At 64.1% G+C, this 18,218-nt stretch carries 25 protein-coding genes; 12 read left to right on the forward strand and 13 right to left on the reverse strand.

Translation table 11 applies throughout. From position 1 onward, the window contains the following. Positions 1 to 66: 66 nt before the first annotated feature. The 3 genes from HU230_RS34235 (at position 67) to HU230_RS34245 (ending at position 2,231) form a co-directional block, all read left to right on the forward strand. Positions 67 to 621, forward strand: coding sequence for a fasciclin domain-containing protein (locus HU230_RS34235; protein WP_176534400.1), 555 nt, complete (start codon positions 67 to 69; stop codon positions 619 to 621). Between the two features lie 180 nt (positions 622 to 801). Further along, entirely contained in the window at positions 802 to 1,434 is a 633-nt protein-coding gene (locus HU230_RS34240; RefSeq protein ID WP_176534399.1) for a cytochrome b/b6 domain-containing protein, read from the forward strand. Between the two features lie 11 nt (positions 1,435 to 1,445). Continuing rightward, the gene (locus HU230_RS34245; protein ID WP_176534398.1) at positions 1,446 to 2,231 is read left to right on the forward strand and encodes a molybdopterin-binding protein; all 786 of its coding nucleotides are present in this window, start codon (positions 1,446 to 1,448) and stop codon (positions 2,229 to 2,231) included. An 89-nt stretch (positions 2,232 to 2,320) separates the two neighbouring features. On the opposite strand, the gene HU230_RS34250 is transcribed toward HU230_RS34245, so the two are convergent. Next, positions 2,321 to 3,499, reverse strand: a complete 1,179-nt coding sequence (locus tag HU230_RS34250) for a YbfB/YjiJ family MFS transporter (protein WP_176534397.1) — start codon at positions 3,497 to 3,499, stop codon at positions 2,321 to 2,323. Positions 3,500 to 3,588: 89 nt separating this feature from the next. Next, the gene (locus tag HU230_RS34255; protein WP_176534396.1) at positions 3,589 to 4,452 is read right to left on the reverse strand and encodes an EamA family transporter; all 864 of its coding nucleotides are present in this window, start codon (positions 4,450 to 4,452) and stop codon (positions 3,589 to 3,591) included. A 244-nt stretch (positions 4,453 to 4,696) separates the two neighbouring features. On the opposite strand from HU230_RS34255, the gene leuB reads away from it, so the two are divergent. After that, the gene (leuB, locus tag HU230_RS34260; protein ID WP_176534395.1) at positions 4,697 to 5,809 is read left to right on the forward strand and encodes a 3-isopropylmalate dehydrogenase; all 1,113 of its coding nucleotides are present in this window, start codon (positions 4,697 to 4,699) and stop codon (positions 5,807 to 5,809) included. 108 nt (positions 5,810 to 5,917) lie between these two features. On the opposite strand, the gene HU230_RS34265 is transcribed toward leuB, so the two are convergent. Both HU230_RS34265 and HU230_RS34270 read right to left on the reverse strand, forming a co-directional pair. Further along, entirely contained in the window at positions 5,918 to 6,325 is a 408-nt protein-coding gene (locus HU230_RS34265) for a hypothetical protein (RefSeq protein WP_176534394.1), read from the reverse strand. Between the two features lie 178 nt (positions 6,326 to 6,503). Next, complete coding sequence (locus HU230_RS34270) at positions 6,504 to 7,298, reverse strand: hypothetical protein (protein WP_176535290.1); 795 nt, start codon at positions 7,296 to 7,298, stop codon at positions 6,504 to 6,506. A 116-nt stretch (positions 7,299 to 7,414) separates the two neighbouring features. Between HU230_RS34270 and HU230_RS34275 the strand changes: the two genes are divergently transcribed. Both HU230_RS34275 and HU230_RS34280 read left to right on the forward strand, forming a co-directional pair. Continuing rightward, positions 7,415 to 8,449 carry an aspartate-semialdehyde dehydrogenase gene (locus tag HU230_RS34275; RefSeq protein WP_092121443.1) on the forward strand — a complete coding sequence of 345 codons (1,035 nt, stop codon included), beginning with the start codon at positions 7,415 to 7,417 and terminating at the stop codon, positions 8,447 to 8,449. Positions 8,450 to 8,479: 30 nt separating this feature from the next. Further along, positions 8,480 to 9,031, forward strand: coding sequence for a TIGR00645 family protein (locus HU230_RS34280; RefSeq protein WP_176534393.1), 552 nt, complete (start codon positions 8,480 to 8,482; stop codon positions 9,029 to 9,031). A 6-nt stretch (positions 9,032 to 9,037) separates the two neighbouring features. Here HU230_RS34280 and HU230_RS34285 read toward each other — a convergent pair whose 3' ends face one another. Next, positions 9,038 to 9,694, reverse strand: a complete 657-nt coding sequence (locus tag HU230_RS34285) for a carbonic anhydrase (RefSeq protein ID WP_176534392.1) — start codon at positions 9,692 to 9,694, stop codon at positions 9,038 to 9,040. A 142-nt stretch (positions 9,695 to 9,836) separates the two neighbouring features. Here HU230_RS34285 and HU230_RS34290 point away from each other — a divergent pair, with 142 nt between their 5' ends. After that, positions 9,837 to 10,715 carry an HpcH/HpaI aldolase/citrate lyase family protein gene (locus HU230_RS34290; RefSeq protein WP_176534391.1) on the forward strand — a complete coding sequence of 293 codons (879 nt, stop codon included), beginning with the start codon at positions 9,837 to 9,839 and terminating at the stop codon, positions 10,713 to 10,715. A gap of 125 nt (positions 10,716 to 10,840) precedes the next feature. Here HU230_RS34290 and HU230_RS34295 read toward each other — a convergent pair whose 3' ends face one another. The 5 genes from HU230_RS34295 to HU230_RS34315 form a co-directional block, all read right to left on the reverse strand. Beyond that, positions 10,841 to 11,200, reverse strand: coding sequence for a c-type cytochrome (locus HU230_RS34295; protein WP_176534390.1), 360 nt, complete (start codon positions 11,198 to 11,200; stop codon positions 10,841 to 10,843). A 10-nt stretch (positions 11,201 to 11,210) separates the two neighbouring features. Then, positions 11,211 to 11,636 carry a hypothetical protein gene (locus tag HU230_RS34300; protein WP_176534389.1) on the reverse strand — a complete coding sequence of 142 codons (426 nt, stop codon included), beginning with the start codon at positions 11,634 to 11,636 and terminating at the stop codon, positions 11,211 to 11,213. A 76-nt stretch (positions 11,637 to 11,712) separates the two neighbouring features. Further along, positions 11,713 to 12,504, reverse strand: a complete 792-nt coding sequence (locus HU230_RS34305; RefSeq protein WP_176534388.1) for a glycosyltransferase family 32 protein — start codon at positions 12,502 to 12,504, stop codon at positions 11,713 to 11,715. An 85-nt stretch (positions 12,505 to 12,589) separates the two neighbouring features. Further along, positions 12,590 to 13,192 carry a 3-isopropylmalate dehydratase small subunit gene (leuD, locus tag HU230_RS34310; RefSeq protein ID WP_176534387.1) on the reverse strand — a complete coding sequence of 201 codons (603 nt, stop codon included), beginning with the start codon at positions 13,190 to 13,192 and terminating at the stop codon, positions 12,590 to 12,592. A gap of 187 nt (positions 13,193 to 13,379) precedes the next feature. Then, positions 13,380 to 13,778: a metallopeptidase family protein gene (locus tag HU230_RS34315; protein WP_176534386.1), complete on the reverse strand. Its 399-nt coding sequence runs from the start codon at positions 13,776 to 13,778 to the stop codon at positions 13,380 to 13,382. Between the two features lie 114 nt (positions 13,779 to 13,892). On the opposite strand from HU230_RS34315, the gene HU230_RS34320 reads away from it, so the two are divergent. Next, positions 13,893 to 14,219: a hypothetical protein gene (locus HU230_RS34320; protein WP_176534385.1), complete on the forward strand. Its 327-nt coding sequence runs from the start codon at positions 13,893 to 13,895 to the stop codon at positions 14,217 to 14,219. Positions 14,220 to 14,316: 97 nt separating this feature from the next. On the opposite strand, the gene HU230_RS34325 is transcribed toward HU230_RS34320, so the two are convergent. Beyond that, a complete protein-coding gene (locus HU230_RS34325; RefSeq protein WP_176528452.1) occupies positions 14,317 to 14,544 on the reverse strand; it encodes a hypothetical protein in 228 nt (75 codons plus the stop codon). Between the two features lie 251 nt (positions 14,545 to 14,795). On the opposite strand from HU230_RS34325, the gene HU230_RS34330 reads away from it, so the two are divergent. The 3 genes from HU230_RS34330 (at position 14,796) to HU230_RS34340 (ending at position 16,218) form a co-directional block, all read left to right on the forward strand. Next, the gene (locus HU230_RS34330) at positions 14,796 to 15,032 is read left to right on the forward strand and encodes a hypothetical protein (RefSeq protein WP_176534384.1); all 237 of its coding nucleotides are present in this window, start codon (positions 14,796 to 14,798) and stop codon (positions 15,030 to 15,032) included. Positions 15,033 to 15,159: 127 nt separating this feature from the next. Beyond that, the gene (locus HU230_RS34335; RefSeq protein WP_176528451.1) at positions 15,160 to 15,474 is read left to right on the forward strand and encodes a hypothetical protein; all 315 of its coding nucleotides are present in this window, start codon (positions 15,160 to 15,162) and stop codon (positions 15,472 to 15,474) included. Between the two features lie 186 nt (positions 15,475 to 15,660). Continuing rightward, complete coding sequence (locus HU230_RS34340) at positions 15,661 to 16,218, forward strand: hypothetical protein (protein WP_176534383.1); 558 nt, start codon at positions 15,661 to 15,663, stop codon at positions 16,216 to 16,218. A gap of 46 nt (positions 16,219 to 16,264) precedes the next feature. Here the strand turns inward: HU230_RS34340 and HU230_RS34345 are convergent, their stop codons facing one another. Then, positions 16,265 to 16,474: a hypothetical protein gene (locus HU230_RS34345; RefSeq protein ID WP_092121493.1), complete on the reverse strand. Its 210-nt coding sequence runs from the start codon at positions 16,472 to 16,474 to the stop codon at positions 16,265 to 16,267. Between the two features lie 107 nt (positions 16,475 to 16,581). Then, entirely contained in the window at positions 16,582 to 17,988 is a 1,407-nt protein-coding gene (gene leuC, locus HU230_RS34350) for a 3-isopropylmalate dehydratase large subunit (RefSeq protein ID WP_176534382.1), read from the reverse strand. A gap of 28 nt (positions 17,989 to 18,016) precedes the next feature. Here leuC and HU230_RS34355 point away from each other — a divergent pair, with 28 nt between their 5' ends. Continuing rightward, complete coding sequence (locus HU230_RS34355) at positions 18,017 to 18,187, forward strand: hypothetical protein (RefSeq protein ID WP_176534381.1); 171 nt, start codon at positions 18,017 to 18,019, stop codon at positions 18,185 to 18,187. Positions 18,188 to 18,218: the final 31 nt, after the last annotated feature.

Consider the following 18,218-nt stretch of genomic DNA (forward strand, 5'->3'; position numbering starts at 1 on the left):
GCCGTTGTTGCCCCTTCATCGCCGGCGGAGACCGAGCCGGCCGGATTACCCATCGGGAGACGAACCATGTCGAAGCGTATTGCCTATCTTGCCGCCGCCGCCTTCAGCGCGCTTGCGATCACTGCCACCGTCGTGGCGCCAGTCCGCGCCGAGGAAAAGACCGTGATGGTCGGTGGCGCCGCGATGTTCCCGTCCAAGAACATCGTCCAGAACGCCGTCAATTCGAAGGACCACACCACCCTCGTCGCCGCGGTGAAGGCCGCCGGCCTGGTCAGCACGCTGGAAGGCAAGGGCCCGTTCACGGTGTTCGCGCCGACCAACGCCGCGTTCGGCAAGCTGCCGGCCGGAACCGTCGACAATCTCGTGAAGCCAGAGAACAAGGCGACGCTGACCAAGATCCTCACCTACCATGTGGTGCCCGGCAAGCTCGAGGCCTCCGACCTCACCGACGGCAAGAAACTGAAGACCGCCGAGGGCGAGGAACTGACCGTGAAGAAGCAGGACGGCAAGGTCTGGATCGTCGATGCCAAGGGCGGCACCTCGATGGTGACGATCTCCAACGTCAACCAGTCGAACGGCGTCATCCACGTGGTCGACACCGTGCTGATGCCGGCGACTTAACACCCGGCGGGCCGATTTAGTCCCTGAACGCCTTACGAGACCGCGAGCCGGAGCCTCGCCCCGGCTCGCATTTTTGTGACCATATGAAGTGGCGTATATCGAACTGATGATGCACGCCCCGGTAACGGAACGCCGGTTCCGGGCGTATAAGCCGGTAACGACCACGAGCAGAGACATTCCATGACGAGCCTTGCCGTCAGCGACCACCAGGCAGAGACCGCGGCGCCCGCGAAGGTGATCCAGCCGGTCTGGGTGCGGATGGTGCACTGGATCAACGCATTCGCGATGATCCTGATGATCATGTCCGGCTGGCAGATCTACAACGCCTCGCCGCTGTTTGGCTTCACCTTCTCGCGGAACATCACGCTGGGCGGCTGGCTCGGCGGTGCGCTGCTCTGGCACTTCGCCGCGATGTGGCTGTTGATGGTCAACGGCCTGATCTATCTGGCGCTCGGTTTCGCCACCGGCCGCTTCCGCAAGAAGCTGCTGCCGATCACCCCCGGCGGCGTGATTGCCGATACCAAGGCGGCGCTGACCTTCAAGCTGTCGCATGACGATCTCAGCAAGTACAATTCGGTGCAGAAGCTGCTCTATACCGGCATCATCACCGTCGGCGTGGTGATCGTGCTGTCCGGCCTGTCGATGTGGAAGCCGGTGCAGTTGCATTGGCTGGTATCGCTATTCGGCGGCTACGACATCGCCCGCTATGTCCACTTCACCTGCATGGCGCTGATCGTCGCCTTCCTGGTGATCCATGTCGCGCTCGCGCTGCTGGTGCCGAAGAGCCTGCGCGCCATGATCATCGGGCGCTGAGGGAGAGTGTTATGGGCCGTCTTCGCAAGCTCCTGATCCCCGGTGTCGACAAGAAGCTGCTCGTGCGCGATGCGGTGAAGACGATGCCGGAGCTGACGCGCCGCCGCTTCATCACGGCCGGAACCAGCCTCGGTGCGCTGACGCTGCTGACCGGCTGCGACGTGGTCGATTCGTCGTCGGCGGAGGAATTGCTGAAGAAGGTCTCGAAGTTCAACGACGCGGTGCAGGCCTGGATGTTCAATCCGGATGCGCTGGCGCCGACCTTCCCCGAGAGCATGATCACCAAGCCGTTCCCGTTCAACGCCTATTACGATCTCGACGATGCGCCGGAGATTGCAGGCGCGGACTGGAAGCTCGAGGTGCGCGGGCTGGTCGAGAACAAGAAATCGTGGACGCTCGATGAATTGTACAAGCTGCCGCAGGTCAAGCAGGTGACGCGTCACATCTGCGTCGAAGGCTGGAGCGCGATCGGCAGCTGGACCGGCACGCCGCTGCGCGATTTCCTGAAGCTGGTCGGCGCCGACACGCGCGCCAAATATGTCTGGTTCCAGTGCGCCGACAAGGACGGCTATAATTCGCCGCTCGACATGCGCACGGCGCTGCATCCGCAGACCCAGATGACCTTCAAATTCGGCGACGAGATCCTGCCGCGCGCCTACGGCTTCCCGATGAAGATCCGGGTGCCGACCAAGCTCGGCTTCAAGAACCCGAAATACGTGCTCTCGATGGAAGTCACCAACGACTACAAGGGCGGTTACTGGGAAGACCAGGGCTACAACTCGTTCAGCGGGAGCTGACGCGAAGCGTCATTCTGGGATGGTCTGAAGGACCAGACCCGGAATCTCGAGATTCCGGGTTCGATGCTAACGCATCGCCCCGGAATGACTCAGGGAGTTACCTTCCTCTGAAACGCCGACAGTACCGCGCCGAGCGCGAGCATCGCGGCCGAGACGTTCAGCGCAAATGACAGGCTGCCGACGGCGTCGGTGATGGCGCCGACCACGATCGGGCCGAGCGTCTGGCCGATGCCGAAGGCGATGGTCATCGCCGCAATCGCGGTCGGCCACGCTTCCGGCGGGTAGTTGAGGCGCACGAAGGCGGTGGTTGACCCCACGACGGCGAAGAACGCGACGCCGAACACCAGCGCCGAGATCGCGAGCAGCAGCGGCGAATGCCCGAAGATCGGTAGAGCCGCGCCGAGCGCGTTGACGCCGAGGATGATGGTGGTCGCGAGCCCGCCGCAGTCGAGCGCCAGCACCCGCCGCCAGACCCATGGCGTGACGAACGCGCTGACGCCGATCAGGCTCCAGAACGCGCTCTGTGCACCCGCGCCGCCGCCACCGTCGCGGACATAGGCGATCATGAAGGTCATGTAGGCGATGTAACCGGCGCCGAACAGGAAATAGGCGGCGAGGTAGATCAGGACCGGCGTGATCGCGAACTTGGTCCGCACGATGCCGCCCGCGGCAGTATTGGCGTGGAATGGCGCAAGCATCAGCGGCACGGTCATGATCGCGGAGAGCAGCGTCATCGCCCACCACACGATCCACCATGAGCCGGCGCCAAAACCCTGCAGCACGAAGGGCGCGATCAGGCCGGATGCCAGGATGCCGACGCCCGGCCCGGCGTAGAACAGGCTGAGCAGGAAGTTGGCGCGCTCCGGCCGCGACTGCGCGATGGTTGCCGCCAGCGCGCCGCCGCCGACGAAGCCGATCGCGGCGGCGAAGCCGACCAGCAGGCGGGCGAAACTCAGCACGGCGAAATTGCCCGAGATCGCGCACAGCGCCAGCGACAGCGCACAGGCCACCGTCGACCAGCGCACCGAGGTGGCCAGCCCGAAGCGCTGGATCAGGCGCGAGGCGAACAACGCGCCGAACAGGTAGCCGGCGGCGTTGATCGTGTTCATGAAGCCGGCGGCCGAATAGGACCAGGCCAGCGAGTCGCGCATGTCGGGCAGCACCAGCGAATAGGCGAAACGGCCGATGCCGAGACCGACCGTCGGTGCGAGCGACAAAATAAGGATCAGCCGCGCGGGATGCGGGTAGGACGGGGCGGGGGCTCTCACAATTCACTCCGGCAACGCCGGCATTGTGGCAGGCCGCACCGGTCCTGCCCAGCGCCACAGGCAGCAACACTGTCTTGCGTATCGGGCAATCAGGCGATCAGGACCAGCGCGACGCCGATCACGGTCAGCAGGGTTCCGGCGACGATCCGCGCGGTGATCTCGACATGCTTGAGCATCATCGCGCTCATCGCCACGGTCACCAGCGGGTAGATCGCGGCGAGCGGCGCCACCAATGTGATGGGGCCATTGCGGACCGCGGCGAACAGGCTGAGCGCGCTGAGCCCGTTGCTGATCCCGGTCATTGCAAACCAGAACCGGCCCTCGCGCGGCGCCTGCACCATGAAGCTGCCCTTGCGGATCCGCTGCACGGTCAGCACCACCAGCGAGGACATGACATAGCCGACCAGGCAGGCCCACAGCGGGCTCGGCCAGATCGCCAGCCCGAGCTTGGCAATCGGCGGCACGATGCCGCGCACCAGCGCGCTTGCGAGCGGCAGCAGCAGCGCCCAGCTCCGCCAATGACCGAGGTCGCGGGGCCGGGTCACGGTAATGATCGCGGCGCCAGCCACCGCGACCACGAGCCCGATCAGTTGTTGCGGCGCGAGCGGCTCATGCAGCAGCACCACGGCGGCGGTGACCGCAAACAGCGGCGCCAGATTGCCCAATGTCGAGGTGATCACCGGCCCAAGCGCCTGGTTCGATGCGAAGGTCAGGAGCGTCAGCGAGGCCGGGAAGAACAGGCCGATCGCGATGAAGATCGGCAGGCCGCGCCAGACCACCGGCTCGCCATGCAGGATCAGCGGCGACAGCACCAGGAACAGCAGGGTGAAGGACGGCACGCTGATCGCGGCGCCCGACAGCGGCTCGACCGTGCGCAGGCCAAGCTGCGCCAGCACGACGCCGGCGCCGAGGAAAATGGCCGAGGCGAAGGCGTAGATAATGGCTGCGGTCATGAGGTCCGTCTTGTTGGCTTCTTTTGGGGGCGCGGCTGGCTCTTTGCGGGTCATTTTGGCCCCGTCCGAGGCGCCTTGCCAATCTGCCCGGGGCGTTTTAGCACTCCGGCCGGATTTTCCTCCGCTCGTCATGCCCGGGCTCGACCCGGGCATCCATCTACCTTGTAAGGGCTTCTTCGAAGCGGGATGGATTGCCGGGTCAAGCCCGGCAATGACGACAAACAGCTACCTAGAGGTAACGACCATGGCGACCCATAAACTGCTGCTTCTCCCCGGCGACGGCATCGGCCCCGAAGTGATGGCCGAAGTCCAGCGCGTGATCGACTGGCTGAATGCGCAGAGCATCGCGAAGTTCGAGACCGAGCAGGGCCTGGTCGGCGGCTCGGCCTATGACGCGCACAAGGTGTCGATCTCCGAGGGCGACATGGCCAAGGCCAATGCGGCCGATGCCGTGATCTTCGGCGCGGTCGGTGGTCCGAAGTGGGACAGCGTGCCCTACGAGGTGCGCCCGGAGGCCGGCCTGCTGCGGCTGCGCAAGGACCTCGGCCTGTTCGCCAATCTGCGTCCCGCGGTGTGCTACCCGGCGCTCGCGGACGCCTCGAGCCTCAAGCGCGAGGTGGTCGAGGGCCTCGACATCATGATCGTGCGCGAACTCACCGGCGGCGTCTATTTCGGCGAGCCGAAGACCATCACCGATCTCGGAAACGGCCAGAAGCGCGCGATCGACACCCAGGTCTACGACACCTTCGAGATCGAGCGCATCGGCCGCGTCGCCTTCGATCTGGCGCGCAAGCGCAAGAACAAGGTGACTTCGATGGAAAAGCGCAACGTCATGAAGTCGGGCGTGCTCTGGAACGAGGTCATGACCCAGGTCCATGCGCGCGAATACAAGGACGTCACGCTGGAGCACCAGCTCGCCGATTCCGGCGGCATGAACCTCGTCAAGACGCCGAAGCAGTTCGACGTCATCGTGACCGACAATCTGTTCGGCGACATGCTGTCCGACATCGCGGCGATGCTCACGGGGTCGCTCGGCCTGCTGCCGTCGGCTTCGCTCGGCAAGGAGGACGCCAAGACCAAGGAGCGCAAGGCATTGTATGAGCCGGTGCACGGCTCGGCGCCCGACATCGCCGGCAAGGGCCTCGCCAATCCGATCGCGATGATCGCCTCGTTCGGCATGGCGCTGCGCTATTCCTTCGGCATGGGCGATCTCGCCGACAAGGTCGATGCCGCGATCGCGGCCGTGCTCGCCGGCGGCTTGCGCACCGCCGACATCAAGTCACAGGGCACCACGCCGGTCAGCACGGCGCAGATGGGCGAGGCGATCCTGAAGGAATTGCAGCAGCTGCACGCGTAAGGCTGCATCGTCGCGCCGGGGCATGCGCCGCATCGCCCCGGAATGACAGCAAAACAAAAATGCCCCGCCGAAGCCGGGCATTTTCGAATCGGCTGTTCGCCGAAATTCTCAGTACAGCGGGAAGCTCCGCGGATAGCCGCCGAGGTCGGCCGGCGGGCTGAGCGGCTGGCGGTCGATCGGGCGGTTGTTGTTCTCGCGTGCGAACGACGGATAGCCGACATCCGGCGGATAGGCGTAGTCGTTGAACTTGCGGTCGCCGGGCAGCACTTCGGTGCCGGCGTCGAGCCACGAGCGCGTGGTGACGTAAACGCGGGTGCGCGGCCCCTGCTGATAGACCCGGTTCGGACCCTGCGCGCCGTAGTAGCGGCGGCCGTCGCGGTCATACTGCTCTTGCTGCTTGCGCTTGCTCGGGGTCTGCTGCGCGCTGGCCGCGGTTATGCCAAACGCGGTTGCGGTGACGGCAGCCGCGGCAAGCAACACCACGAGCTTGTTCGCGGCAGGGAATTTCAAGGTCATCGCATCCTCGTCATTACGGCCCCCATCGGGGGCTGGCGCATCAGCCAAAATCACTCGGAACACATTGTAGCCATGGAGGGTGGGGCGTCACTAGGTCAATTGCGCCACACCATCAGAGATAATGCGTGTCCAAGCGCAAAAGTTTCATGAAAACCAGTGCCTTGCCACGGTCTCGCCACTAAAGCGCGCCGCGCAGAAGCGGGTTCTCGCTGCCCATCACCCAGTCGGCCGACAGAGCGGGCGGGCCGGAGGTAACGCAGTCGGTGCGCCGCAGCTCGGCATGCGCGAACAGTGCGGCGAGCCGCGGGTCGTTGCCCGCCGCCAGAAGGGTCAGCCGGTTCAGCATGCAAACGATCGCGGCGCGCTGGGCCGGCAGGCTGGCGCCCTGGCAAGTCCAGCCGGACATCCGCAGGTCGGGCGCGTCAGCCTGTTTGAGGAACCCCAGGCAGGCGCGGCTGCCGTCCTGTCGCGCCGGGCGCAGCAGGGTGACGCCGCCGAACTTGCTGTCCACGATGCCGGCGGCCTCGAGCTCGCGGACGCCGCCGGGGTCGAGCCGCCCGGCAGTCTCAATGATTGCGGGTCCCATCGCCTCGCCGCCGGGGCGGTAGATTTCCAGCTCGGCCGCCGGCGCGCCATTGGCGTCGGCCCAGCGGAAGACGTCCTTGCGGCCGCCCTCGGGATGCCGGAGGATTTCGTAAGTATCTGTTTTATCTCGAAGATCGATCTTGCTGATAGCGAAAGCCGGCGCCGAGCGGCCGGCTACGCTCCAGCCTGCAGCAGGAGGTGCTGCCATCGCGGTTGCTTCCGGCAGTTGTCTCCATAGATCGGTGCCGAGCACGACGAACAGCGCGAGCACGGCGACATAGACGAACAGCCGGGAGAGCGTGGCGTACACCTCATCGACGAAACTCGTCAGGTCAGACGGATTTCTCGTATGATGGGGCGAGGCCGGATCGGCCCGAAATAAACGCATCAAAATGCTCAAAAGCTGCGCAACGTTGTCTTGACGGGGTTTCTCGCATAGAAGCGCTGCCTCTTCCCTTTCCGCAGCTTGCGGGGGAACGGGCATTTTTCGTCGGAGAGTGAACGATGGGTTACAAAGTCGCGGTGGTCGGAGCGACCGGCAATGTCGGGCGCGAAATGCTCAACATTCTCGACGAGCGCAAATTCCCCGCCGACGAGGTCGTCGTGCTGGCTTCGCGCCGCAGCGTCGGCGTCGAGGTCTCCTATGGAGACCGCACGCTCAAGGTAAAGGCGCTCGAGCACTATGACTTCTCCGATGTCGACATCTGCCTGATGTCGGCCGGCGGTTCGGTTTCCAAGGAATGGTCGCCCAGGATCGGTGCCGCCGGCGCGGTCGTGATCGACAATTCCTCGGCCTGGCGCATGGACCCCGACGTGCCGCTCATCGTGCCGGAGGTGAACGCGGATGCGGCCGCCGGCTTCACCAAGAAGAACATCATCGCCAACCCGAACTGCTCGACCGCGCAGCTCGTCGTGGCGTTGAAGCCGCTGCACGACAAGGCGACGATCACGCGCGTCGTGGTCGCGACCTATCAATCGGTGTCGGGCGCCGGCAAGGATGCGATGGACGAGCTGTTCTCGCAGACCAAGGCCGTCTACACCAATGACGAGCTGATCAATAAGAAGTTTCCGAAGCGCATCGCCTTCAACATCATTCCGCAGATCGACGTCTTTATGGAAGACGGCTACACTAAGGAAGAGTGGAAGATGATGGCGGAGACCAAGAAGATCCTTGATCCCAAGATCAAGCTGACCGCGACCTGCGTGCGCGTGCCGGTCTTCGTCAGTCACTCCGAGGCCGTGAACGTCGAGTTCGCCAACCCGATCACGGCGGACGAGGCGCGCAATATCCTGCGCAACGCGCCGGGCTGCCTCGTGATCGACAAGCACGAGCCCGGCGGCTACGTCACGCCGTATGAGGCGGCCGGCGAGGACGCGACCTATATCAGCCGCATCCGCGAGGATGCGACGGTGGAGAACGGCCTGTCGTTCTGGTGCGTGTCGGACAATCTGCGCAAGGGTGCGGCGCTGAACGCGATCCAGATCGCGGAAGTCCTGATCAACCGCAAGCTGATCACCGCGAAGAAGAAAGCGGCCTAAAGGCGGGGACCAACGCAGGGTGGCGTAACTATGTCGGAACAGCTGGCTCCCACCCCATCGAGCCCCCCGACGCCGCGCATCATGCGCGGCTTCGAATATGTGCTGTTCAACAGCCGCTGGCTGATGGCGCCGTTCTATGTCGGCCTGGTGGTGGCGCTTGCCGTGCTGCTGCTGAAATTCGCGCGCATGCTCTGGGAATTCGTCCTGCATGCGTCCGGCTACAAATCGACGGAAGTCATCCTCGATGCGCTGGCGCTGATCGACGTCACGCTGGTCGCCAACCTCATTCTGATCGTGGTCTTTTCGGGCTACGAGAACTTCGTCTCGCGCATCGACACGTCGGGCAATCCGAACTGGCCGATCTGGATCACCAAGATCGATTTTGCCGGGCTGAAGCAGAAGCTGCTGGCGTCGATCGTCGCGATCTCCGCGATCCACGTGCTGGAAGCGTTCCTGAACATCGATGCCGCCTTCGACGCCACGCGGATGACCTGGCTCGTCGCCGTGCACCTGGTGTTCGTGATCTCAGCGCTGTTGCTCGCGCTCTCGGATCGCCTGGGCGGCGATCACGGTGATGGCTAGCGGTAGCTACGCGCCGGCCTTCAGGGCATCGGCGACGCTGATGAACTCCTTCGCGACCCGGTCGAGCACGAACAGCGAGCCCTCGGCGACACCGAAATAGGCGCCGTGCAGTTGCATCTCGCCGCTCTCGACGCGCTCACGCACGAACGGGAAGGTCATCAGGTTCTCCAGCGAGCGGAACACCGCGGCCTTCTCGATGCGGGTGACGAAGTCCTGCATGCTCTCATGGTCGCGCTGCTCGACCACCTCGCCCGGCTTGATGAACATCTGCATCCATTTGCCGATGAAGTCGCCCGGCGTGAGCGGCTTGATCTTGTCGACGAAGGCGCGGATGCCGCCGCACTGGGCATGGCCCAGCACCACGATGTTCTTCACCTTCAGCACGGTCACTGCATATTCCAGCGCGGCCGAGACGCCGTGCGCGTTGCTGTCGGGCTGATAGACCGGAACCAAATTGGCGATGTTGCGGACCACGAACAACTCGCCGGGGCCGGCATCGAAGATCACTTCCGGCGAAACGCGGGAATCGCAACAGCCAATCACCATGGTCTCGGGGAACTGGCCGCGCTCGGACAGGTCCCGGTATCGCGACTGTTCGGTCGGCAACCGCTGGGTCGCGAAGGTCCGGTAGCCATCGATCAACTGCTTCGGAAAGAATTTCATGGCCTCTGGCTAACCACATGCCGGTGACGGGAACAAGACTTTCGGCGTGCATCCTGAGATGATACGGCAGCCTTGAAAGATGGTTCCACCCGATGCCCAAGCAATGGACAGTGGCGGAGCCCGAGCCCCCAGGAGAATGCCGATGACCCGTCCGCGCCGCAGCCTGTTGTTCATGCCGGGATCGAATGCACGGGCGCTGGAGAAGGCCCGGACCTTGCCGGCTGACGGCATCATCCTCGACCTGGAGGATTCCGTTGCTCCCGACGCCAAGGCCACAGCCCGCGAGCAGATCGCCAAGGCGGTCGCCGCCAGGGGCTTTGGCAAGCGCGAGGTCCTGATCCGCATCAACGCGCTCGATAGCCCCTGGTGGGTCGACGACATCGGCATGGCCGGCAAGGTGCAGCCGGACGGGATCCTGGTTCCGAAGATTTCCACCGTGGACGATCTCAACGCGGTCGCCGATCGCCTCAGCGACATCAATGCCCCTGCCTCGATCCGGGTCTGGGCGATGATCGAGACCGCAAGCGCCGTGCTCGACGCCGACAAGCTTGCCGCGGCATCGAAGGACCCCGAGGTCCGGCTCGCCGGCTTCGTGTTCGGGCCGAACGACATCGCGCGCGAAACCCGGATCCGGATGAAGCCGGGCCGCGCGGCGATGATCCCGATGATCACGCATTGCATCCTGGCGACCCGCGCGCACGGGCTGGAGATCCTCGACGGCCCCTATGGCGACATCAACAATATCGACGGCTTCGCGGAAGAATGCGCGCAGGGCCGCGATCTCGGCTTCGACGGCAAGACGCTGATCCATCCGAGCCACATCGACGCCTGCAACGCGATCTTCACGCCGCCCGAGGCCGAGGTTGCCGAGGCCCGCAGGATCATCGCCGCCTTCGAACAGCCGGAGAACGCCGCGCGCGGCGCGATCCAACTCGACGGCCGCATGGTGGAGCGCTTGCATGTCGAGATGGCGAAGCGCACCATCGCGATCGCGGATGCGATCGCCGCGATGGGGCATTGACGATCATCGGTCGTGACATGCACGCTAAAGCATGATCCGGACAACTGCGAAGCGGTTTTCCGAAGAGATCATGCGTAGACAAGAAGCTGAAGCGCGATGACGATTCAACCTGATCTCATCGCGCTTTAGTCGCGCTTCAGGCTCATAATGTAATTCGCGAGATCATCGGCCTCGCTCGGCCCGACAATGATGTTCGGCATTGTCGGGTGGCTCGTCTTCAGGAACACCTTCAGCCAAAGCGTGGTGGTGGAGGGCCGGTTGGCGATGGCGATGAAGTCCGGCGGCACTTTCTTCACGCCCGTGGCAATCGGGCCGACGACGTGGCATTCCATGCACCAGGCCTCTGCCAGCCGGTGCCCGGCGGTAATGCTCTCCGAAGGCTGCCCCGCGCCATTGGCCTGATGCAGGCGTAGCAGAAAGAGCGCAGCCATCGCGATCACGACGATCGGCAATGCACGGCGCCAGACGAGGTGCTGATTCAGCATCGACGCACCATCACGATGCCGGCTTGCGACCTGCAGCCTCACCCAGCGCATCGATCGTCGCGGCGTTCAGGCAGTATTGATGATAGTGAGCGCTGGACGTGCCGGCGGCGAGATCATGGTCGCACTGTCGCTTATGATTGCACAAGCTGCAGACCCGCTCCATGTCGCGCAGCACCAAGTACTCGGTGCGTGCCAGCTTCTCTTGATCGATTCCGAGTGCCATGAGCAGCTTGGGCAATTCGTCGGCGCTGTGCGGCCCTTTGCGCACCAACGCCGTGAGGTCGTCAGGGCTGACCCGCAGGTCGCTTGCGATCTGCTTGAAACTCGCATCGTCCAGTTCGCGCAGCTCGCCAAGCTCCCGCCGGTGCTTCAGCCAGTCGCCGAACACATCGATCAGATACTCGACGACAGGGTACATCCGAGCTTCGGTGGTCATGGGTGCCTCCAACATAGAGTGGCCGTCCCATATGAGACCTTCTACGCAGCCTGACCTTGCGGCAGATCAAATCGGCTCAAGTTCGCCCAAACCTCTCCGTCGCCCAAGCATAGAGGCTGCCGGGGATCGGCGCCTCCTTGCCGCGTCCCTTTGGCGAGATGTGCAGGCCGATGATTTCGGGATCATCAAGGTAGCGCGAAAAATCCGACGGCTCGAAGAACAGTCTTGGCTCGGCATGCACCGCGTAGAACGAGCGCTTCGGCAGTGCGTACTGCAACTCGCCTTCGCGGCGCGCGAGCGCGGTCAGTGCCGCCGGGCCGTAGATCGCGACTCTGATATCGGCAAGGCGGTTCGATTTGCCGCGCAGCCGGCGCATCGCAAAGGTCAGGCGGTGACGCAGCGCCAGCCAGTCCGGGGTGAGCTCGTCCTGTTTCATCAGCGCCTCGAAGGCGCGGACGATCGGATCGTCAGGCGGCAGGTACAGCACGGAATTGCCGAGCTGCCGCGGCCGTTCCCAGGCGAAATAGGGCTTTGCCGGATCGATCACGACCGGCTTCAGCAGCAGCACATCGGCGTCGAGCCAGAGCCCGGCGCGCTGTGTCATCAGCCGAATCCGGAAGAAGTCGCTGAATTGCAGGATGGTCCAGTCGCGCCACGAACCGTCGCGCTCGGCCGGACGCAGCTTCTCGGCAAACGCATGCGGCAGCACCGCTTCGGCCTCGGCATTGCCGACGCCGTCGGGCAGGCCGGGAATCGGATCGAAACTGTAGATGGTCACCTTGTGCCCGGCCGCCACCTGCGAGCGCAGGCAGGTCCGGCGCAGCGCGTCCATTGAGCCGTGCCAGAAGGTGACGATGTCAGGCAGCATGCGCGTCAGCTATCAGCTGGTCTGCGAAGAGGCAAAGAAAAACCCCGGCGCCTGAAGGTGCCGGGGCGCGATGATACGCCGAGCCTCATGCCCAGGCGCGCTCCTTGAGCTTGGCCTCGTAGGTGTCGATCGACGATTTCTTCTCCATCGTCAGGCCGATGTCGTCGAGGCCGTTGATCAGGCAGTGCTTGCGGAACGGATCGATCTCAAACTTCACCGTGCCGCCGTCGGGACCGCGGATCTCCTGGTTGGGGAGATCGATGGTCAGCGTCGCATTGGCGCCGCGCTCGGCATCGTCGAACAGCTTGTCGAGGTCCTCCTGCGTCACGCGGATCGGCAGGATGCCGTTCTTGAAGCAGTTGTTGTAGAAGATGTCGCCGAACGAGGTCGAGATCACGCAGCGGATGCCGAAGTCGAGCAGCGCCCACGGCGCGTGCTCGCGGCTCGAGCCGCAGCCGAAATTGTCGCCTGCGACCAGCACCTTCGCATTGCGATAGGCGGACTGGTTGAGGACGAAATCGGGGTTCGCGCTGCCGTCATCCTTGTAGCGCTGCTCGGAGAAAAGCCCCTTGCCAAGGCCGGTGCGCTTGATGGTCTTGAGGTACTGCTTCGGAATGATCATGTCGGTGTCGACGTTGATGATCTTCAGCGGTGCCGCGACGCCTTCCAGCGTGGTGAACTTGTCCATCGGTGCTCTTCCCGGGCAAAAATAGGGATAGGGGCCGGATGTTTATCGCGAATGTGACAGCGGTAAAAGGGCCATTTCTGCAAAGCTGGAGCCCTCGTTCCGATTGGATCGGCAACGGGGGCTCCAGCTTCCTTGTTTTGACGCGTTTTCTTCACGCGAACCGGGGTCCACTTCGCTCGAAAACGCTTTACCCCGCATCGGCCTCAATCGCCTCCATATCGGCGTCGGAGAGGCCGAAATGGTGCCCAATCTCGTGGATCAGCACGTGGCGGACGATGTGGCCGAGGGTCTCGTCGTGCTCCGCCCAGTAATCCAGGATCGGCCGCCGGTAGAGCCAGACCAGGTTGGGCAGCCGGGCCACATCGCCATGGCTCTGCTGCGGCAGGCCGATGCCGTGAAACAGGCCGAGCAGGTCGAACTCGCTCTCGGCGTCCATCTCGTCGAGCACCTCGTTGGTCGGGAAGTCGTCGACACGGATGATCAGGCCCTCGCAGAGGGCCCGGAACGTCGGAGGCAGGCGCTCGAAGATCTCGTGCGCCATGGCCTCCATCTCGGCGAGCGAGGGGGCTTTGGCTGTGGTCCACATGACACTCCTTTAGCGCGAGTGGCTCAGCCGGCGCCAGCGCAGTTGACCTTGGCGGTGCAATGGGGGACCGTGCGGCCCAGGATTGAGGCTCAAGAATGGGGCTTGGGTGGCGTGATGAAACGGATCGTGGCGGCAACGCTGTTGGCGGTAGCAGTCGGGCTTTCGCTTCCGGCCGGAGAGGCGCAGGCACAGAGCGCGGCGGCCGAAGCGCGCATCGGTGAGACGGCGCCGGTCGTGCGCGAGCGGGTCGTCGAGCGCCGCCGGCTGAAGCGGGTGCCGATCTACCGGTCGCGGCCCGATCATTGGGAACCGGATGTCATCCCGCGTTACAATCCCGGTCCGAACGCCGTGCGCGATTGCACCGCGACGTATGTGCAGGAGCACCGGCCGAGCGGCACCGTGATCACGCCGCGCATGAACTGCTTCTGGCGGCCGGGCTAGAGCATTTGCCGGTTCTGATTGAATCAGAACCGAAACTCCAGATGATCATTCTGACGCGTTCTCTTGACGCGAGCCGCTATCCGCTTCGCTCGAAACTCTAGTTGCGCAAACGTCGGCGCGCCGCGCCGATCAGTGCCGCGGCGGCGATCAATACCGTCGTTCCATAGACCGCGACCGCCATCGGCATTTGTGTGAGATGGCTCGCCGTTCCCGTGCCGCCGCGCAGTCCTTGCGAGGCGAGTGCGACATCGGCGTTCATGATTGAACCGCTGAATGTTGCAATTGCAGTACGAAGCAACCGCCGGTGTGTGCCTGTCTGTGTCACGGCAATCTCCTGCAACAGAGGACACGCAAGATGCGACCATAGTCTATGCCGGGTTTTGCTCATCATCGCGAAAAATCGCGCGCCGTGTCGGAACCTGCGTGCGCCAGCGGCATTCACAATCGTGGCGCAGTCATTCACATCCCATTCACGTCGTCCGCATTCTGCTTGCGATCTGCGTCGCGGCAACGGGGGGCGATTCGAACCCGAGTCGTCGTTGCAAGACGTGCATCAAGGGATCAAGGAGAAGACGCATGAAGGTGATGAAAGTTCTGGGGCTTGCGGCCGTCGGTGCCGTGCTGGTTTTGGCGGCGCCGGCCGAGCGCGCGAACGCGATGTCGCTTGCGACGCCGGGCACCGCCGCAACGGTTCAGGACAACGCGAACCAGACGACCACGCAGGTACGCTATGGTCATGGTCATGGCTGGCACCGTGGCTGGGGTCGCGGACATCACCGTGGCTGGGGCCATCGTCGCCACTGGCGCCGCTGATCGCGCGGCGTATCAGCGCAGTTGAGACACAGGCCCGTGAGCAGCGGGCCTGTTGTCGTTTCCAGCCATCAAACCGGCAGATTCGCGCGCCCGAGATGATATCAATCGCAATCTGCAGGAGTTGATCATGATGAAATGGATCGGTGTTGCCGCGGTCGCTTGTGCATTCGCATTGACGGCGCCGGCATCGGCAACCGCCGCGGCACAACAGAAGGAGGCGGGCAAGGCGACCGACTTCAGCGCGCAGCGCCATCATCGCCATTACCATCGTCACCACTATCACCACGGCTACCGGCCCCATTACCGGCCGTACTACCAGCCCTATTCCTATTACCGGCCGTACGGCTCCTATTATTACGGGCGGCCTTACTACTATCGGCCGTATCCATACGCGGTGCCGGCACCGTTCACCTTTGGGTTCGGGTTCGGCCCGTTCTGGTGATGTAGCCGGCCGCGCTGCGCGCGTCGTCGACATTCCCGCTCGGACTTTTCGTCGCACGGTTTCGCGCGTTCATGGCGCATTCACTCAGGGCTTTCTAGCGTCCTGCCGGGAGCGACTGCAATGAACGCAATGAGGCCGGCTGCCATGCAGCGCGGTTCTCAGCGCTGTTGTCAGGGAGGTTCCGAGATGAGGGAGAGCTCTTTGCGGCGTGGACTGCTGCGCCGTCTCGGTGTTGCGGCGGCTGCGGTCTTCGCACTGTCGATCGCCTCGCAGCAACGCGCCGAAGCGCTGTCGTTGGCGAGCCCAGTCACCGTACCTGCGGCAAAGTCCGCGGCCGATGCCATGACGACCCAGGTTCGGCATGGCGGTGGCGGCGGCCACGGCCACGGCGGCGGAGGTTTTCATGGCGGTGGCTTCCGCGGTGGCGGATTTCATGGCGGCGGTTTTCGTGGCTTCCATGGCGGCGGTTTCCGCGCCGCGCCGGTGTTCCACGGCGGCTATCGCTATGGCGGCTTCCATCGCCACTACGGCGGGTACCGCCGCTTCTATGGCGGCGGTTACCGCTACGGCTACCGCCGGCACTTCCATCGCCGGCGCTACTTCTACGGATCGTCCTACTATTACCCGGCCTACCACCATCACCACCGCTGCCGGGTGGTCTGGACCTATTACGGACCGCGCCGGATCTGCCGGCCGTATTGGCATCACCGCCATTACTGGCGGCCGTACGGGGTCTATTGGTAAGGGCTGAAACGACAGCGGGCGCCTCACGGCGCCCGTCTTTTTCAGCCTAGTCCCAGTTCTTAAGCTTCCAGGACTTTATCTTCCACGGCGTCAGGTTTTCCATCCGCCATTGCGTCCAGCGCTCCGGCGGCCAGTGGCTGAGGCGCGAGGTTTCCTTCACCTCGGGAAGCGGATCGATGATACGTGGCGCGGCGCGGCGTCGCTTCTGCCGCGTCGCCTCACTGATCATGTCGACGAATTCGCTCTTGTCGGCCACGTCCGGCTCCCCACGAAGCTTGTGTTCGCAAGGAGCCAGTGTGCGTGCGCCCCGTTAACGAGCCGTTTCCGAAACGGCTCGAGCTTGAGGCGAAAACCGCGCTTACCTTACCGCCAGTCGCGGACGTCGACGAAGTGACCGGCGATCGCGGCGGCCGCGGCCATCGCGGGCGACACCAGATGGGTGCGGCCCTTGAAGCCCTGGCGGCCCTCGAAGTTGCGGTTCGAGGTCGAGGCGCAGCGCTCTTCCGGCTTCAGCTTGTCCGGGTTCATCGCCAGGCACATCGAGCAGCCCGGCTCGCGCCACTCGAAGCCGGCTTTGAGGAAGATCTTGTCGAGGCCTTCGGCTTCCGCCTGCTCCTTCACGATGCCCGAGCCCGGCACGATCATCGCATTGACGTTGGCGTTGACGGTCTTGCCCTCGGCGATCTTCGCGGCGGCACGCAGGTCTTCGATGCGGCCGTTGGTGCAGGAGCCGATGAAGACGCGGTCGAGCTTGATGTCGGTGATCTTGGTGCCGGCGGTTAGGCCCATATATTTCAGCGCACGATGCTTGGAGAGCCGCTTCGCCTCATCCGCGATCTTGTCGGGATCGGGCACGAAGCCGGTCACCGAGATGACGTCCTCAGGGCTCGTGCCCCAGGTGACGATCGGCGGCAGCTTTGCGGCGTCGAGCCGGAGCTCGTGGTCGAAATGCGCGCCCTCGTCGGAGCGCAGCGTCTCCCAGTAGCGCATCGCGGCATCCCAGGCCGCGCCCTTCGGCGCCTTCGGGCGGTCGCGCAGGAAGTCGAACGCCTTCTGGTCGGGCGCAACCAGGCCGGCGCGCGCGCCGCCTTCGATCGACATGTTGCAGACCGTCATGCGGCCTTCCATCGAAAGCGCACGGATCGCCTCGCCGGCATATTCCAGCACATAGCCGGTGCCGCCGGCGGTGCCGATCTCGCCGATGATCGCCAGGATGATGTCCTTGCCGGTCACGCCGTCCGGCAACTTGCCGTCGACGATCGCGCGCATGTTCTTGGCCTTCTTCTGGATCAGCGTCTGCGTCGCCAGCACGTGCTCGACCTCGGAGGTGCCGATGCCGTGCGCGAGCGCGCCGAACGCGCCATGCGTCGAGGTGTGGCTGTCACCGCAGACGATGGTGGTGCCGGGCAGCGTAAAGCCCTGCTCCGGGCCGATGACGTGGACGATGCCCTGACGCTTGTCGAACTCGTTGTAATATTCGATGCCGAATTCCTTGGCGTTCTCCGCCATCACCCGCATCTGCTCGATGCTTTCCGGATCGGGGTTCGGCTTCGAGCGGTCGGTGGTCGGGATGTTGTGGTCGACGACGGCGAGCGTCTTCTCGGGCGCGTGCACCTTGCGGCCCGCGGCGCGCAGGCCTTCGAACGCCTGCGGCGAGGTCACCTCGTGCACCAGGTGGCGATCGATATAGAGCAGGCAGGTGCCGTCCTCGGCCTCGTGGACCAGATGGTCGTTCCAGATCTTGTCGTACAGCGTGGTCGGTTTGGACATGAGCTTCAGCTCCAGAAGAAATTCAGTAGTGAATGGCGTTAAGCGCGTCTCGGCGCGCGAGCAGGCGACAGCGTCCAGGCAGCATTACGCTGCGCGCGTAAGCTCTGATGTTGCCGACGTCGCAAAGCGTCCGAAGAAGCGGCCGGGCAGCCGCGAGCGATCGTCGATCACGACGCGCTGGCAGGGCTGGCATGCTTGATCCGGAACCATTCTAAATTTCTAACACAGCG

The organism is Bradyrhizobium quebecense (genome assembly GCF_013373795.3).
Taxonomy (GTDB): domain Bacteria; phylum Pseudomonadota; class Alphaproteobacteria; order Rhizobiales; family Xanthobacteraceae; genus Bradyrhizobium; species Bradyrhizobium quebecense.

Bases quoted from the DNA above. Each gene is read 5' to 3' on its own strand.
- HU230_RS34235 (WP_176534400.1), top strand. From the start codon at position 67: ATGTCGAAGCGTATTGCCTATCTTGCCGCCGCCGCCTTCAGCGCGCTT.
- HU230_RS34240 (WP_176534399.1), top strand. From the start codon at position 802: ATGACGAGCCTTGCCGTCAGCGACCACCAGGCAGAGACCGCGGCGCCC.
- HU230_RS34245 (WP_176534398.1), top strand. From the start codon at position 1,446: ATGGGCCGTCTTCGCAAGCTCCTGATCCCCGGTGTCGACAAGAAGCTG.
- HU230_RS34255 (WP_176534396.1), bottom strand. From the start codon at position 4,452: ATGACCGCAGCCATTATCTACGCCTTCGCCTCGGCCATTTTCCTCGGC.
- leuB (WP_176534395.1), top strand. From the start codon at position 4,697: ATGGCGACCCATAAACTGCTGCTTCTCCCCGGCGACGGCATCGGCCCC.
- HU230_RS34265 (WP_176534394.1), bottom strand. From the start codon at position 6,325: ATGACCTTGAAATTCCCTGCCGCGAACAAGCTCGTGGTGTTGCTTGCC.
- HU230_RS34270 (WP_176535290.1), bottom strand. From the start codon at position 7,298: ATGCGTTTATTTCGGGCCGATCCGGCCTCGCCCCATCATACGAGAAAT.
- HU230_RS34275 (WP_092121443.1), top strand. From the start codon at position 7,415: ATGGGTTACAAAGTCGCGGTGGTCGGAGCGACCGGCAATGTCGGGCGC.
- HU230_RS34280 (WP_176534393.1), top strand. From the start codon at position 8,480: ATGTCGGAACAGCTGGCTCCCACCCCATCGAGCCCCCCGACGCCGCGC.
- HU230_RS34285 (WP_176534392.1), bottom strand. From the start codon at position 9,694: ATGAAATTCTTTCCGAAGCAGTTGATCGATGGCTACCGGACCTTCGCG.
- HU230_RS34290 (WP_176534391.1), top strand. From the start codon at position 9,837: ATGACCCGTCCGCGCCGCAGCCTGTTGTTCATGCCGGGATCGAATGCA.
- HU230_RS34295 (WP_176534390.1), bottom strand. From the start codon at position 11,200: ATGCTGAATCAGCACCTCGTCTGGCGCCGTGCATTGCCGATCGTCGTG.
- HU230_RS34300 (WP_176534389.1), bottom strand. From the start codon at position 11,636: ATGACCACCGAAGCTCGGATGTACCCTGTCGTCGAGTATCTGATCGAT.
- HU230_RS34305 (WP_176534388.1), bottom strand. From the start codon at position 12,504: ATGCTGCCTGACATCGTCACCTTCTGGCACGGCTCAATGGACGCGCTG.
- leuD (WP_176534387.1), bottom strand. From the start codon at position 13,192: ATGGACAAGTTCACCACGCTGGAAGGCGTCGCGGCACCGCTGAAGATC.
- HU230_RS34315 (WP_176534386.1), bottom strand. From the start codon at position 13,778: ATGTGGACCACAGCCAAAGCCCCCTCGCTCGCCGAGATGGAGGCCATG.
- HU230_RS34320 (WP_176534385.1), top strand. From the start codon at position 13,893: ATGAAACGGATCGTGGCGGCAACGCTGTTGGCGGTAGCAGTCGGGCTT.
- HU230_RS34330 (WP_176534384.1), top strand. From the start codon at position 14,796: ATGAAGGTGATGAAAGTTCTGGGGCTTGCGGCCGTCGGTGCCGTGCTG.
- HU230_RS34335 (WP_176528451.1), top strand. From the start codon at position 15,160: ATGATGAAATGGATCGGTGTTGCCGCGGTCGCTTGTGCATTCGCATTG.
- HU230_RS34340 (WP_176534383.1), top strand. From the start codon at position 15,661: ATGAGGGAGAGCTCTTTGCGGCGTGGACTGCTGCGCCGTCTCGGTGTT.
- leuC (WP_176534382.1), bottom strand. From the start codon at position 17,988: ATGTCCAAACCGACCACGCTGTACGACAAGATCTGGAACGACCATCTG.